This window comes from Blautia sp. AF19-13LB (genome assembly GCF_003479105.1).
In the GTDB taxonomy this organism is placed as follows: Bacteria; Bacillota; Clostridia; order Lachnospirales; family Lachnospiraceae; genus Fusicatenibacter; species Fusicatenibacter saccharivorans.
In genome coordinates, this window is record NZ_QUGO01000007.1 from 182,887 (window position 1) to 195,547 (window position 12,661).

Annotated in this window: 17 protein-coding genes; 4 read left to right on the plus strand and 13 right to left on the minus strand. The window is 50.0% G+C overall.

What is annotated here, in order from left to right:
• Positions 1-28: 28 nt before the first annotated feature.
• The gene (locus DWX32_RS09275) at positions 29-667 is read right to left on the minus strand and encodes a hypothetical protein (protein WP_118043803.1); all 639 of its coding nucleotides are present in this window, start codon (positions 665-667) and stop codon (positions 29-31) included.
• Positions 668-793: 126 nt separating this feature from the next.
• Between DWX32_RS09275 and DWX32_RS09280 the strand changes: the two genes are divergently transcribed.
• The 4 genes from DWX32_RS09280 (at position 794) to DWX32_RS09290 (ending at position 2,777) form a co-directional block, all read left to right on the plus strand.
• Entirely contained in the window at positions 794-1,042 is a 249-nt protein-coding gene (locus tag DWX32_RS09280) for a helix-turn-helix domain-containing protein (protein ID WP_009299062.1), read from the plus strand.
• 160 nt (positions 1,043-1,202) lie between these two features.
• On the plus strand, positions 1,203-1,328 hold the full coding sequence (locus DWX32_RS20450) for a hypothetical protein (RefSeq protein WP_004220727.1): 126 nt from the start codon (positions 1,203-1,205) through the stop codon (positions 1,326-1,328).
• Between the two features lie 80 nt (positions 1,329-1,408).
• Positions 1,409-1,669 (plus strand): helix-turn-helix domain-containing protein, encoded by a 261-nt coding sequence (locus tag DWX32_RS09285; RefSeq protein WP_004220730.1) that lies wholly within the window; start codon positions 1,409-1,411, stop codon positions 1,667-1,669.
• Between the two features lie 64 nt (positions 1,670-1,733).
• Positions 1,734-2,777: an IS30 family transposase gene (locus DWX32_RS09290; protein WP_199671274.1), complete on the plus strand. Its 1,044-nt coding sequence runs from the start codon at positions 1,734-1,736 to the stop codon at positions 2,775-2,777.
• A gap of 85 nt (positions 2,778-2,862) precedes the next feature.
• Here the strand turns inward: DWX32_RS09290 and DWX32_RS19580 are convergent, their stop codons facing one another.
• The 12 genes from DWX32_RS19580 to DWX32_RS09340 all read right to left on the minus strand — a co-directional run bounded on the left by DWX32_RS19580 (position 2,863) and on the right by DWX32_RS09340 (position 12,578).
• Positions 2,863-3,015 (minus strand): DUF6198 family protein, encoded by a 153-nt coding sequence (locus DWX32_RS19580; protein WP_156338179.1) that lies wholly within the window; start codon positions 3,013-3,015, stop codon positions 2,863-2,865.
• Positions 3,016-3,149: 134 nt separating this feature from the next.
• Complete coding sequence (locus DWX32_RS09295; RefSeq protein ID WP_055267915.1) at positions 3,150-4,394, minus strand: glutamate-5-semialdehyde dehydrogenase; 1,245 nt, start codon at positions 4,392-4,394, stop codon at positions 3,150-3,152.
• A 40-nt stretch (positions 4,395-4,434) separates the two neighbouring features.
• On the minus strand, positions 4,435-4,983 hold the full coding sequence (locus DWX32_RS09300; RefSeq protein WP_055228183.1) for a 5-formyltetrahydrofolate cyclo-ligase: 549 nt from the start codon (positions 4,981-4,983) through the stop codon (positions 4,435-4,437).
• A complete protein-coding gene (locus DWX32_RS19850) occupies positions 4,961-5,179 on the minus strand; it encodes a DUF896 domain-containing protein (RefSeq protein WP_055267865.1) in 219 nt (72 codons plus the stop codon). Before DWX32_RS19850 ends, DWX32_RS09300 begins: the two co-directional genes overlap by 23 nt.
• Before the next feature lie 278 nt (positions 5,180-5,457).
• Positions 5,458-6,612, minus strand: coding sequence for a DUF3048 domain-containing protein (locus DWX32_RS09305; protein ID WP_055267863.1), 1,155 nt, complete (start codon positions 6,610-6,612; stop codon positions 5,458-5,460).
• Between the two features lie 50 nt (positions 6,613-6,662).
• Entirely contained in the window at positions 6,663-7,166 is a 504-nt protein-coding gene (ybeY, locus tag DWX32_RS09310) for an rRNA maturation RNase YbeY (protein WP_055228185.1), read from the minus strand.
• A complete protein-coding gene (locus DWX32_RS09315) occupies positions 7,163-8,194 on the minus strand; it encodes a PhoH family protein (RefSeq protein WP_055267861.1) in 1,032 nt (343 codons plus the stop codon). The genes ybeY and DWX32_RS09315 overlap by 4 nt, the downstream gene beginning before the upstream one ends.
• The gene (locus DWX32_RS09320) at positions 8,181-9,479 is read right to left on the minus strand and encodes a sporulation protein YqfD (protein WP_055267859.1); all 1,299 of its coding nucleotides are present in this window, start codon (positions 9,477-9,479) and stop codon (positions 8,181-8,183) included. The genes DWX32_RS09315 and DWX32_RS09320 overlap by 14 nt, the downstream gene beginning before the upstream one ends.
• Before the next feature lie 45 nt (positions 9,480-9,524).
• Complete coding sequence (locus DWX32_RS09325; protein WP_055267857.1) at positions 9,525-9,818, minus strand: YabP/YqfC family sporulation protein; 294 nt, start codon at positions 9,816-9,818, stop codon at positions 9,525-9,527.
• A gap of 515 nt (positions 9,819-10,333) precedes the next feature.
• Complete coding sequence (locus tag DWX32_RS09330) at positions 10,334-10,873, minus strand: DUF2284 domain-containing protein (RefSeq protein WP_055217961.1); 540 nt, start codon at positions 10,871-10,873, stop codon at positions 10,334-10,336.
• 21 nt (positions 10,874-10,894) lie between these two features.
• On the minus strand, positions 10,895-11,875 hold the full coding sequence (locus DWX32_RS09335) for an alpha/beta fold hydrolase (protein WP_118594418.1): 981 nt from the start codon (positions 11,873-11,875) through the stop codon (positions 10,895-10,897).
• Between the two features lie 7 nt (positions 11,876-11,882).
• Positions 11,883-12,578 carry a YjjG family noncanonical pyrimidine nucleotidase gene (locus tag DWX32_RS09340; protein ID WP_158564995.1) on the minus strand — a complete coding sequence of 232 codons (696 nt, stop codon included), beginning with the start codon at positions 12,576-12,578 and terminating at the stop codon, positions 11,883-11,885.
• Positions 12,579-12,661: the final 83 nt, after the last annotated feature.

Below are 12,661 nucleotides of genomic sequence, written 5' to 3' on the forward strand. Positions count from 1 at the left end.
GGAGTGTTATCTCCTACCGGGCTATTTTTTATAAGCAGGCCAGCGCCGCCTTGTATGCCTTCGATCTCGTGTTTGGCTTCTGGAAGTCGTAGCGATCGCGGCCCTCTACCGACTTCGCAAGAGCGGGATCCGCCGCCACCTGATCGGCAAACTGGCAAAACTTCAAATACTGCGGAGTTTTTCGAGGATCCACCAGACCGGAACCGGCCGCGCTGGCAGCAACCGCATGGGCGAAAAGGATCGCCTTCTCCCTGATTGGAAGCTGGCAAACCATACAGTCAAGCAAGCCGCCCTCTCCGGCCAGCGTAGAAAAGCAAACGCCACAACTCTGAGCATACTCCACAAGACCGGGAGCAGGATCCGGATCGTTTCCACTCTCCGCCCTGCTGATCAACGCGGTGGCATCCACAACCGTGCAGCCTTCCGGCAAACGAACGCCAAGATCTGCGGCGTACCGCTGCTGCTTTTCAGACGGCGGGAGGAATGGGATCACCTCGACACTCTGCGGATCCACGCAGCCAAGAGTCGCCGCCTTCTCTACTGCTGCCGCTTCCGAAACGGCGTCCACCTTTTTGTACTTTTTCTTTCCTGTCCCCGGATCTTTTCCCCAGATCCCAAAAATTCCATAATTACAAAACCCGCCGAACGGGCCCTTCTTTCCAACCATGCCATGCCCTCCTAATTCTTTTTCGCGTCTATTCGCTTTTAGTCATGTTTGGGATAATTATAGGCGCCCGGCCATGGTAAAGTCAAGAAGCTATCAGTCATGTTTGGGATAAAGGAGGGTGAAAGTTTGAAACTCTACAAGCACACGAACGGAACGTGCAACGCCTCCGGCCCTGCGATCCGGGCCCTCCGAGAAAAGGCGGGAATATCTCAGGAACAGCTCGCCGCCAAGCTACAACTGGCTGGGCTGAATCTGAACCAGAAAGCAGTGAGCCGGATCGAAACCGGCGACCGCGTTGTGCCAGACTTCGAGCTGAGCTACTTCGCGACAGTGCTCGGCGTGCCAGTTTGCACACTGCTGGAATATGAAAAATGAGACGGGAAACCGCCTCTTTTTTTTATGCGAAAAAGCGCGAAAATAAAGGAAATGAGCTTGACTATATACACCTATGGGTGTATAATAATATTACAAGGTAAGGGAAAACCTGAGTAAGAAAAAAGGAGGAAAACAGAAAGAACGAAAGGAGGGCACAACGGTGGACGAACAGAAAGAAAAGCAAACAAAAGAACTGCTCGAAGTTCTCGAAAAGGCTTTAAGAAGTGAAGCGGTGGAACGGATCACGATAACAATAAAGCCAAATCAAAAACCTAAGCAGTCCTAAAGGTTCGGCGGTGGGAAATTCCCACCCACCGCCTTTATTATATCCACCGGCTACAACAAAGTCAAGAAGGAGGCCGACACATGGAAATCACGGTAAAGGTAAATTATAAAAACGAAAAACTGCAAAAGCTCAGACAGGCCGCTGGCCTCTCCCAGTCGCAGCTCGCGGAAGCCGCCGGGGTAAACGTCCGAATGTATCAGAAATACGAACAGGGCGACCGGGATATAAGCAAGGCGCAACTCTCCACGCTGCTGCGGATCTGTAAAGCGCTGAGTTGTAAACTCTCAGATATAGTGACAGACGCGGAAACGTCCGAGCTTTTAGCAGAGTATGAGAAATAAGCACCACACATTCAAGGGGGCGGCTTCGGCTGCCCCTCATTTTTTGTATATTGGAGGTAAACCCATGAGAAGATTCAAACACTTAAGTAAATCCGACAGGATCCGGATCGAAACCCTGAACAATGACGGCAAGACTCCGAAAGAGATCGCGGAAGCTGTCGGCGTGCATATTAGCACAATATACCGCGAGCTGCAGCGCGGACAGTACACGCACCGGAATAGTGACTGGACAGAGGAAACCCGATACAGTTCAGACCTCAGCGAAATGAAATACCGGGCCAACCTTGCGGCCAAAGGCGCCGACCTGAAAATCGGAAACGATCACCGCCTCGCTGAATATATAGAAACCAAGATCGCAGACGAAAAGTACAGCCCGGAGGCCGTGCTGGGAGAAATCAAGGCGCAAGGGCTCCAGTTCAACACAGAGATCAAGAGTAAAAACACCATTTACAGTTATATCGAGAAGGGGATCTTCCTCAGGCTCACAAACAAAAACCTCCCGGTCAAGGGTGACAAGAAGCGCAGCTACCACAAGGTACAGACTCAGAAGCGCGCGCCGAAAGGCGAAAGTATAGAAAAGCGCCCGGAGATAATCGGCGAGCGTTCCACCTTCGGGCACTGGGAAATGGACACTGTAGTGAGTGCCAGACCGGGCAAGGCTGCGATCCTCGTCCTGACCGAGAGGCTCACCCGTAACGAGATCACGGCCAAGCTCCCGGACAAGAGCGCGGCCAGCGTAGTGCAAGCCCTCGACGATCTGGAAAAGGAATGGGGCGAGCTTTTTCCTCGCGTGTTCCAAACGATCACCGTAGACAACGGCAGCGAGTTTGCGGACTGCCCCGGCATAGAGCGCAGCATACTGGCGGAGGGATCCCGGACGAAGTGCTACTACTGCCACCCGTACAGCTCATACGAGCGCGGAAGTAACGAGAACCTCAACAAGATGATCCGCCGCTGGCTGCCAAAGGGGACGAACTTCGACGAGATCGGCGCCGAAGTGATCCAGACAATAACAAACTGGCTGAACAACTACCCGCGGAAGATCCTCGGATTTTTGCCAGCCAGTGCAGTATTTCAAGAGCAAATGGACGCCCTTTTGGGGGCCTAATAAAATTTATTTAATTTTTTTCGCATTTACTCTTGACTTTTCCCTTTTTTTCTAATTTTTTACGATCAAATATCAGCCCTGCATTTTACGGTCTTTCCGGTGATAAAACGGAGACAAACGCAAACTTTTTATCCAGCAGTTTTCCCATCAGCACAATGCCTTTTCCCATCGTAAAAGCAGCTGCTACCGTTCCGATTCCAAGACCTTCGATTCTTCCAAGTCCGAAGAAGGTGAACAATGCGGCTGTTGTCTGGGCTGTTGATCCAGAAAAGGGACAGTTGGGAGTTGGTCAGTGATCGGGTGACGGGTGGTCGTCAGCAATCGGTCACTGGATCAACTGGGTTGCCCTTTGACAACAAGATCTTTCTTCTTTTATTTTCGGATCTGTCCCGTTCCGTATACGATATTTTTAATCGATGTCAGCGCCAGCAGTCCCATCGGGCCTCTGGCGTGGAGTTTTTGGGTGCTGATTCCGATTTCGGCGCCGTAGCCGAATTCGAAGCCGTCGGTGAAGCGGGTGGAGGCGTTGACGTAGACTACAGCTGCATCGATTTCGTCCAGGAATTTCTGGGCGTGGGTGTAGTTGTTGGTGATGATTGCTTCGGAGTGTTTTGTGTTGTAGTGGTTGATGTGTGCAATCGCTTCGTCGATGGAAGAGACGGTTTTGATGGACACGATGTAGTCGAGATACTCTTTTCCCCAGTCCTCTTCTGTCGCTTCTTCTGCTTCCGGCATGTATTCTCTTGCCTTTTCGTCTGCGCGCATTTCCACATGTTTTTCTTTTAATCGTTCCTCCAGAACCGGGAGCAGTTTTTCACGTACATTTTCGTGTACCACAATCGATTCACATGCATTACATACGCCAACGCGCTGTGTTTTTGCGTTCAGAATAATATCCACTGCCATGGAAAGATCGGCTGTCTCATCCACGTAGATATGACAGTTTCCGGTTCCCGTCTCAATGACAGGAATCGTGCTGTTTTCCACGACAGCGCGGATCAGTCCGGCGCCGCCGCGTGGGATCAGGACATCGACATAGCGGTTCATCTTCATAAACTGCGCCGTCGTCTCGCGGGAGGTATCTTCGATCAGAAGCAGGGCGTCTTCCGGCACCTGCTCCTCTTTCAGTGTTTTCCGAAGAGAGGCAACAATCGCCGTATTCGAGTGGATTGCATCGCTTCCGCCTTTTAAAATCACGACATTTCCCGTTTTGAAGCAGAGTGCAAATGCATCCGCCGTCACATTTGGGCGTGCCTCGTAGATGATGCCGACAACACCGAGCGGAACACGTTTCTGTCCGATCAGAAGACCGTTCGGGCGTTTTTTCATTCCCAGCACTTCCCCGATTGGGTCGTCCAGTTCGGATACCTGACACATGCCTTCTGCCATTGCTTCAATCCGGCTTTTGTCCAGAAAGAGCCGGTCCAGAAGTCCCTGAGACATGCCTTTTTCTTTTCCATGCTCCATATCCAGCGCATTGGCCGCGATAATCGTTTCGGCGTCTGCCACAAGGTTTTCCGCTGCTTTTTTCAGCACACGGTTTTTCTTCTCCGTCTCCATGATTCGAAGCACAGGCTCCGCCTGGCGGGCTCTCGTTCCGATTTCTTCCAGCTTCATCATACTCGTCTCCTCCTCGTGTTGTCTTATCGTAATTGGCTTAACGGTAAATCTTCTGCTCTGTCACCAGCATCTGCGGCAGAACATCCGTCTCTTCAAACGGCACCGCATCAAACAGCTGAAACTCAAACGCCGCTGCAACCGTTGTAAACCCTGGATGTGCGGCAAGAAAGCGGTCATAAAATCCTTTTCCATATCCTACTCTGTGGCGCGCCGGATCAAAGGCCACACCGGGTACCAGCAGAAAGCCCTCTTCCCGCGTGCAGACCTTTCCGCCGTCCGGCTCCATAATGCCAAAATAGCCGGATTTCAGCGTGGAGAAATCTTTGATCTCATAATAAACCATATCATCGCCTTCCACGCGCGGCACAGCGACCGTCTTTCCCATTTGCAGGGCCTTCTCGATCAGATCCCGTGTCATGACTTCTTTTTTGAAGTCCATATACGCAAAAAAGCAGTCCGCATCCAGAAACTCCGGCAGAGCCGTGATTTTTTCATAAATCATACGGCTCTTTTCCTGAATTTCTTCCTGTGTGGCTGCTCTTCTTCGGGCAAAAACTTCTTTTCTAATGTTTCCTTTTGCTTCCATAGCGCTCCCCCAGATTTACAATTGTTCCGTCTTTCTCCTGCACATCAATATTGTCGAGCTGGGTACGGAGGTTCATTTTCACGGCTGCAATATATTCTCTCCGCAGCTTCTGCTGCTCTTCTTTCTCCGCCGGTGTCAGCCCCTCTGCTTTCGCCTTGCGGGCAAGTTCGTTGATTCTCTGTATATTAATTTCCATTTTCTGTATTTTTCTCCTTTGTTTCAACTCACAGTCGGTATTTTCACAGAGTCTGACATGTCGAAAATAGTTCGACTGTGACTCGCCTCATGTCAGTGGAGGATACCGATTTCTCTCCGCCTGCCACTACCGTTATGTTTCTTTTAACAATTCATCCCACCGCTTTAGAAGCGAGGGACTTGCTTGATTCGGTTAAATGACCGGATTTTCTTTTTATCTTACCGCAAAACACAGGATCTGTCCAGCCGATCTGAGAAAAATCCTGAAATCCAGCTTTATCACCGGATTTCAGTCTCATCTGCATAATTATCTAAAACAATCAGAACCCATGTTTTTCCAAGATTCAGTTTAATCTCCTCTCCATTGCTGTCCCGGTACTTTGTGACACCCCACGGATCATCCTTGCTCCATGTCACGTCGATGGCCTTTCCGCTTGTGATATACGTTCCCATTCCGCCGTTTACCACATCAATATCGAGATATTCCGCATTGTCATCATACTTTTTCCAGGAACAGTACTGCACGATAATGTTCTTCACCGCAAGCTGTTCCTGTGTCATCTCATCGATCTGCGGTTCCCCGAACTGATAACGCAAATACGTGCCGCTCGCCTCATCGTACGAAAACCATGGATTATTGTGGAAATATCCGCCCGGTGCCACATAGGCGGCATTTCGTCCCTGTTCCAGCGTTTCCGGTTCTGTCTCGGATGCAAACTGGAAAAATCCGTCATAACCGTCTTTGTAAGATGTCCGGTAGCCGCAGAGATCGATTCCCGCTGCAATCCCGGCCGCATCCAAATACGCATTGTGCGGCGACGGACGATCCGACGTCCGGTAATACACCTGTTCCGAATACTCCATGCCATTCACATTGTCTATGTGATCCGATTCGAGCAGCGGAATCGCATACGCCGCCTGTCCATAGTGGTAATACAGAGCGTCAAATCCCGCTGCCAGATACACATAATATTCGCGGCAACTCCGCACCGATCCGATCTTTTCGAGATCATCATAGTTTTCAAACAGCCCCATCAGGCGCGTAATGCCGCCTTCGACCGGCGCTTCATAGATCACTCCCGCACGGCTGATACCGCTCTGCGGGCAGGCGCTGATGATATTGCTCAGCATAACCGCCACCGGGCGCCTTCTTCCCTGTACTTCGGCGACAGGTTCTCCTGTCAGATAACTTTTCACCATACCTTCCGGCAGCGCATCCTCCGCGGGTGTCGGCTCAATCGCTTCCGGAACCAGCGGTTCCGGTGCCGGATCTTCGGTCGGGGCCGGTGGTTCCGTAGCTTTCGTTTCTGTCTTGCTTTCCCCTGCTGTCTCTTCTGAGACATAAGAAGTTCCTGCCGATGCAGTTTCCGGTGCCGTTTCCCCAATTTTCCGGCATCCGAACAGCATCATGCTTCCCAGCAGAGCAATCCCCAATGTGTAAAACCCTCTCTTTTTGATAAAGACCCCTCCTTTTCTTCTTTCAATCAGTCTCTTGTGATACCGAGACGCTGCAGCACCTCTTCCTGCTTTGCCTCCATCACGGCTGCTTCCTCCGGTGTCATATGATCATAACCCAGAAGATGCAGCATACTGTGTGCAACAAGAAAAGCAAATTCGCGTCTTAAAGAATGACCGTATTCCTCCGCCTGCGCTCTTGCGCGCGCAACAGAAATCACAATATCACCCAGCATCAGCTCACCGCTGTCCGGGTTAAAACAGTCATCTCCCTCTTCCGTCTCCAGAAAATCGAACGAAGCCGGAGAAGGATAATCTACCATCGGGAAAGAAAGCACGTCTGTCTCCCGGTCAATGTTTCTGTGTTCCCGGTTCATGGTGCGGATATTTTCCGGATCAGTCAGAATCAGTTCTACTTCTGCCTCATACGGGCACGCTTCCTGATCCAGCACACCATTGATTACCGCTGCTGCAACCTCTTCCGGATCAAATCCAAGGTCAAAATCCTGTTCATTTTCAAACGTCAGTGTCATTTATTTTCCCTCCGTTTTCTCGTCGTACTTTTTGCTCTGCCGCTGTGATTTTCCGGCTTTGCTTTCTTTTCATATTCATCGTAAGCCTGTACAATCTTCTGCACCAGCGGATGACGGACAACGTCCTTGCTCGTCAGCTCGCAGAAGGAAATTCCGTCTACTTTTTTCAGTACCTGCATTGCCACATCAAGGCCGGAGCGTGTACCGGAAGGAAGGTCCTTCTGAGAGGCATCTCCGGTTACAATGACTTTGGAACCGAAACCGATACGGGTCAGGAACATCTTCATCTGCGCCGGTGTCGTATTCTGTGCCTCATCAAGGATAATAAACGCATTGTCGAGCGTACGGCCTCGCATGTACGCGAGCGGCGCAACCTCAATCAGGCCTTTTTCCATGTTTTTCTGGAAGCTCTCTGCTCCCATGATCTGATACAGCGCGTCGTAGAGCGGCCGCAGATACGGGTCAATTTTACTCTGCAGGTCGCCAGGCAGGAAACCGAGTTTTTCACCCGCCTCAATCGCCGGACGCGTCAGGATAATACGGCCTACCTCATCGTTTCGGAATGCCGTGATCGCCATCGCCATCGCAAGGTACGTTTTTCCGGTTCCGGCAGGGCCGACGCCGAAGACGATCATCTTTTCCCGGATCGCATCCACGTACGCTTTCTGACCGAGTGTTTTCGGTTTGACCGGACGGCCTGCGACCGTGTGGCAGATGCAGTCACTGTCGATTTCAGCAAGGCTGCTTCCGCTGTCCTCCATAACAAGTGAGATTGCATAATTGACGTTCTGTGTGTTGATATCATTTCCGCGGCGTGAGAGCTCCAGAAGCTGTGTCAGACATTCCTTTGCGCGCGCTGCATTCGATGCCGGGCCCACAATTTTTAAAACGCCGTCCCGGGAGATCAGCGTAACCGCCAGGGATCTCTCCAGGATTTTGATGTGTTCATCAAACTGGCCGAATACTTTCTTTTCATGTTCGATGGGCAGTTCCATCTGCAGTTCTATCATGTTGTTATTGCTGTTCATCTACCATTGTTTCCTTTCCATCCGACATCTTCTGCATTTCGCAGGGCTGTGCTTCTACGGCCCGTTCTATCACGCGAAGTGTCCCTTTTGTGATACATGACGTATCGTTAAGTTCTATTGTAACATGATTCTCCGATATTTGAAGTCCTTTTTCTGATAAATTTCTGTGGAATTTCTGATAATTCTGCGAGGCTTTTTCTTTTGCCTCGTGTTCTGAGTAGGTTTCTTTCTGAACTTCAAAAGGAAATTTCTGACGGTAGCCGAAATAAAACGGAAGGGCAAAGTTTTCTGTCAGATAAAGCTGCTGAAGGGACACTTCCTCGTCTGCTCCATTTTCCCTTTTCTCTGTTTTCTGATCCGCCGTTCCGGTCATGCTCCGCAAACTCTCCACAAAATTCTCCGGCAGCAGATTTCCAAGGAAAAATCGGTAAGCAGAAATCTGGAATACCGGCGTTTTTTTCTCTGCTTTCTGATATGTCCGTACCGTATGGGAAAGCGGAAAGGTATCATAATAGTACCACGTCGTCTCAAGGTCAATATCCGCGTCTGCGTGAACATAAGAATAATCATACGTTTCCCCACTGTCATTCACAAGCGGAATCTCGCCCTTTACAAGAATGTCTCCCGCTTGACATGTATCACCGGGGAGCACCTGCGGAATGCCGTTCCGTGTGATAATACGCACGACCGTCCCTTCTTTTTTCGCCACAAGATTCTGCGGATCATCTGCTTTTTCTTCGATCACATAGCCGTCTACGTTTTCTTTTACCGCAAGGACAAGCTGCGTCCCTTCTATTTTTGCGGACACCCAGGTCAGATTCGGAAACTGCTCCCGCAAATACGATGCGGTCTGGCTGCAGTCCACACGTTTTTTCCAGCTTCCATGATGAATCCCGGCCGCGTCAAGGCTGTTTAAGATCGTCTGCGTACTGTTCGCGTAATTTCCTTCCACATGAATATTCCAGATGAACTGCGACAGCGTGTAAAGTCCCGCCAGGCAGAGAAAAATACCAATAAAAAATGCCTTTCTTTTTAAACTTCGCCGGTAAAAGAAAGGCAGTCCCTGTTTTTTCTGTATTCGGATGCGCACACCGCTCTTGCGGCGGATCGGCAGGAGGCGGAAAAAATCTTCCGGCAGAAGGCTCATCTCAAAGCAGCCCTGATGTTCTGTCACGTCCCACAGTGTGATGTTATGGTGCCCGCACAGATTGAAAAAACGCTCCGGTTCACGGCCCGTCACACGAATCCGCACACTGCCTTTCCAGAAAACCTTTCCCCTCTGCAAACGCACACCCCCTTTTCAGCATTGGAATGATTGGAATCATTACACTTATTGAAACGTCGCCTGATCGATTCTCCCTTCCACCCGCATCTCCTCCCCGGAATACGAAACAATCCGGATTCCCTCTCCCACAAGGAGCAGCCTGCCATATTGTGTAAGCACACAGAGGCGGCACGCATTATATTCCAGAATCCTGCGGAAATTTTCAATCTGCACTTCTCTCCCGCCGTAAAACGTCACAACCGGCTCGCCAAAAGCAAGATCTGACGGAACCTGCATCGCCGAAAGCAGCTCCCCGCCCGGCGGATGGAGTGATTTTTTCTGCTTTTTCTTTTTTCGCATCCAAAACCTCCTCCGCTTTGCGGGTCTGCTTTTTGTTCTATCGCTATTTTATGCAGAAAAAAGCACAAAAATACCCCACAGCCGCTGGGGTTTCCTGCCCGATCAGGCTGCGGGGTTTCATTTCTCTTTTTTAAAAACATTTTTTGCAGGGTTCATACCCCTGGGCTTCTGCATTTTCTCTCGTCATCTGAGCTTCCGTTACCTGTGGTTCTTCAGCAGTCACTGCCGGCTGCGTTTCTTCCGCTGCCTGCGTTTCAACGGTTTCTTCCGCCGCAGCTTCTATGGTTGGCTCAGGGGTCGGCGTTTCGGTTGGAGCAGCCGTTGGAGTTGGTGTCTCAGTCGCTGTCGGTGTTGGTGTTTCGGTCGGCGTCGCTTTTTTCGCCGGCTCTGCCGTAGCGCTGACGGAAACAGACTCCGCAGATGCTTCATTCCCCCTCCTGTGTATTTTCTGAATTTCTTACAGCGAAATCCTCTATTATAAATACGTTTGAAAGAATGGAAAATTACATCACAGATTACGATTCTTTATAGAAAATCATGCTGAACCATATGACCATATGCTCGCCGAGGTAATAATCCATCATGTTTTTTTCAATCAGGTTTGCAACAACGATGCCGTGGCTCTCGATGCATGGATGCATCAGTTCAAGATGGCGGCAGCCGCCTCTCGGGTAGGTACATTTATCACAGAGCTGGCAGGAATCGGAGGAAAGGGCGAAGGTGAGCAGGGTTTTGTCTTTTAAATGCTGCTCGATTTCGCGTGTGATTTTTTCGTGCTCCGATTTTGTTTTTAATGTCTCATCCATATCCATGATGTTGTCCACTTCTGCGATGCTGGAGAAGAACAGAACGTGATCGTAGTTCATGCAACGCTCCTTACAGACTTCAACAGTGCCGACCGCCGGCGGGCAGGACCAGGAGGCTCCGTAGCGGGAGCACTCCTTTTTGCAGATCTGGCGGACCCGGTCATTGAATTCGATGTCCTCCGGTTTTACAAATGCATACTGATAGATAGGAAACTGGGTAATATATTCTTCGATTTCTGTCTGTGTCATTTTGTCATCCCTTCTCTTTTGTTACAGATCTTTTTCAAAAAAAGCAAATACCATATTCCAGTACGTCTGGAGCATGCGCCCTCTGGTTCCAAACAATTCATGCTTTGCGCCCGGTACTTTTACCATTTTTGCCATGCCGGGACGGCGTTCTGCCATTTTCCGGATCATCCGCTCCTGGGCACGGTTGGACACAAGATGATCGTTCTCCGCCTGAAATAAAAGGACAGGAGCCTCGATCCGTTTCCATCCGCTCCGCATCAGATCGCGGTACAGATGTGCGGCGGCATGGAGCCATCCGTAAGAAGCGGCATTTAGGTGATACAGCGGCTCTTTTTCCCGCTTCTGCTGGTAATAGAGAAAGCGCGGACGGGAGAGGGACGAACTTTGTTTAAAGCTTTCGATTCCCTGGTATGGTTTCTGTCCTACCACATACTGTGTGCCTCGTTCTGTGGCACAGGCAAAAGCTGCGATCCGTTTTGCATCGGCGAACGGCACTTTTCCGGTCAGCGGACGGATCATCGGCGAACTCAAGACCACTTTCCGGAACAGATGCGGCGCTTTGGCGGCCGCTGCTGCTGCGATTCCGCCGCCCATCGAGTGAGAATAGAGAACGAGCGGAAGACCGCATGCCTCTGCTTTTGCTTTTCGTGCAACAAAGAGCAGATCTTCTACATAACGATGGTAGGAATCGACATAAACAAGCGACGGATCATCCACCAGACGGTAGCTCTTTCCGTGGCCGCAGTGTTCCGGCAGATAAACATGAAAATGCTCTTTGATAAAATAATACACGATCTCTTTATATTTCTCTGCATTTTCCGTAAAACCGTGTGAGATTACAACAACACCTCTCGGGCGGAATGCGCGGTAACGAAGAACATGAATCGGATGACCGCTCTCCCTTTCCCAGTAAAATTCTTCTGCATGAGCGGCGAGGTACGGCTCCACACCATTCTGCATCCGCTCCGCGTAATTTTTTTCCTGTAATACGCGTGTTCTCATTAGCAAATCACCTGCTTTCATCCAGATACGAAAGGATATCCTGAAGATTGTCGATGGTACAGTCCGGTGTAACTTCAATTTTGTTCGGAAGATGATCCGGGTTGTACCAGCAGGTCAGGATTCCTGCATTTTTTCCGCCGCGGATATCACTTGTGAGGGAGTCGCCGACGATCACAACCTCATCCGGTGCATAACTTCCGATTTCGTTCCATACCGCATCAAAAAAAGCCTTCTGCGGCTTGTCCACACCGACCTGTTCCGAGATAAAAACGCCGTCCAGAAGCTGATCAAGCCCGGAAAAGCGGAGTTTACGCTCCTGTGCAACAGTGGTTCCATTTGTTACTGCATACTGTTTTACGGTAGCTTTCAGCCGTTTTACCAGTTCATCTCCGTGATCGCAGAAGAAAGCCTTATCGCCGAGGCGGATCTGATATTCATCATTGAATACCTTTACCTGATCCGTCGGCAGTCCTTCCGATTCAAAAAATTCATGGAATCGTCCAAGCATCACCTGTTCTCTCGTAAGCTCTCCCGTCTCCAGCCGCTCCCAGTAACCGCGGTTGATCACGCTGTAGCGCTGCAGCATTTCGTCCGTGCAGGTTCCCATATGAAACTTGTTGAAACAGTACTCAATTGCATATCGTTCCGACATCTTAAAATTCAGAAGTGTTCCGTCGATGTCCCACAAAATTACTTTTATCAAAGAGAAATCCTCCCTTGGTTTCATTTGTATTTTCCAATTATCTGTTTTTCATTCTAGCATAGATTACAAATACGATCAATTGT

Coding starts and splice junctions, on each gene's coding strand:
- DWX32_RS09275 (WP_118043803.1), bottom strand. CDS start 667: ATGGTTGGAAAGAAGGGCCCGTTCGGCGGGTTTTGTAATTATGGAATT.
- DWX32_RS09285 (WP_004220730.1), top strand. CDS start 1,409: ATGGAAATCACGGTAAAGGTAAATTATAAAAACGAAAAACTGCAAAAG.
- DWX32_RS09290 (WP_199671274.1), top strand. CDS start 1,734: ATGAGAAGATTCAAACACTTAAGTAAATCCGACAGGATCCGGATCGAA.
- DWX32_RS09295 (WP_055267915.1), bottom strand. CDS start 4,394: ATGAAGCTGGAAGAAATCGGAACGAGAGCCCGCCAGGCGGAGCCTGTG.
- DWX32_RS09300 (WP_055228183.1), bottom strand. CDS start 4,983: ATGGAAGCAAAAGGAAACATTAGAAAAGAAGTTTTTGCCCGAAGAAGA.
- DWX32_RS19850 (WP_055267865.1), bottom strand. CDS start 5,179: ATGGAAATTAATATACAGAGAATCAACGAACTTGCCCGCAAGGCGAAA.
- ybeY (WP_055228185.1), bottom strand. CDS start 7,166: ATGACACTGACGTTTGAAAATGAACAGGATTTTGACCTTGGATTTGAT.
- DWX32_RS09315 (WP_055267861.1), bottom strand. CDS start 8,194: ATGAACAGCAATAACAACATGATAGAACTGCAGATGGAACTGCCCATC.
- DWX32_RS09325 (WP_055267857.1), bottom strand. CDS start 9,818: ATGCGAAAAAAGAAAAAGCAGAAAAAATCACTCCATCCGCCGGGCGGG.
- DWX32_RS09330 (WP_055217961.1), bottom strand. CDS start 10,873: ATGACACAGACAGAAATCGAAGAATATATTACCCAGTTTCCTATCTAT.
- DWX32_RS09335 (WP_118594418.1), bottom strand. CDS start 11,875: ATGAGAACACGCGTATTACAGGAAAAAAATTACGCGGAGCGGATGCAG.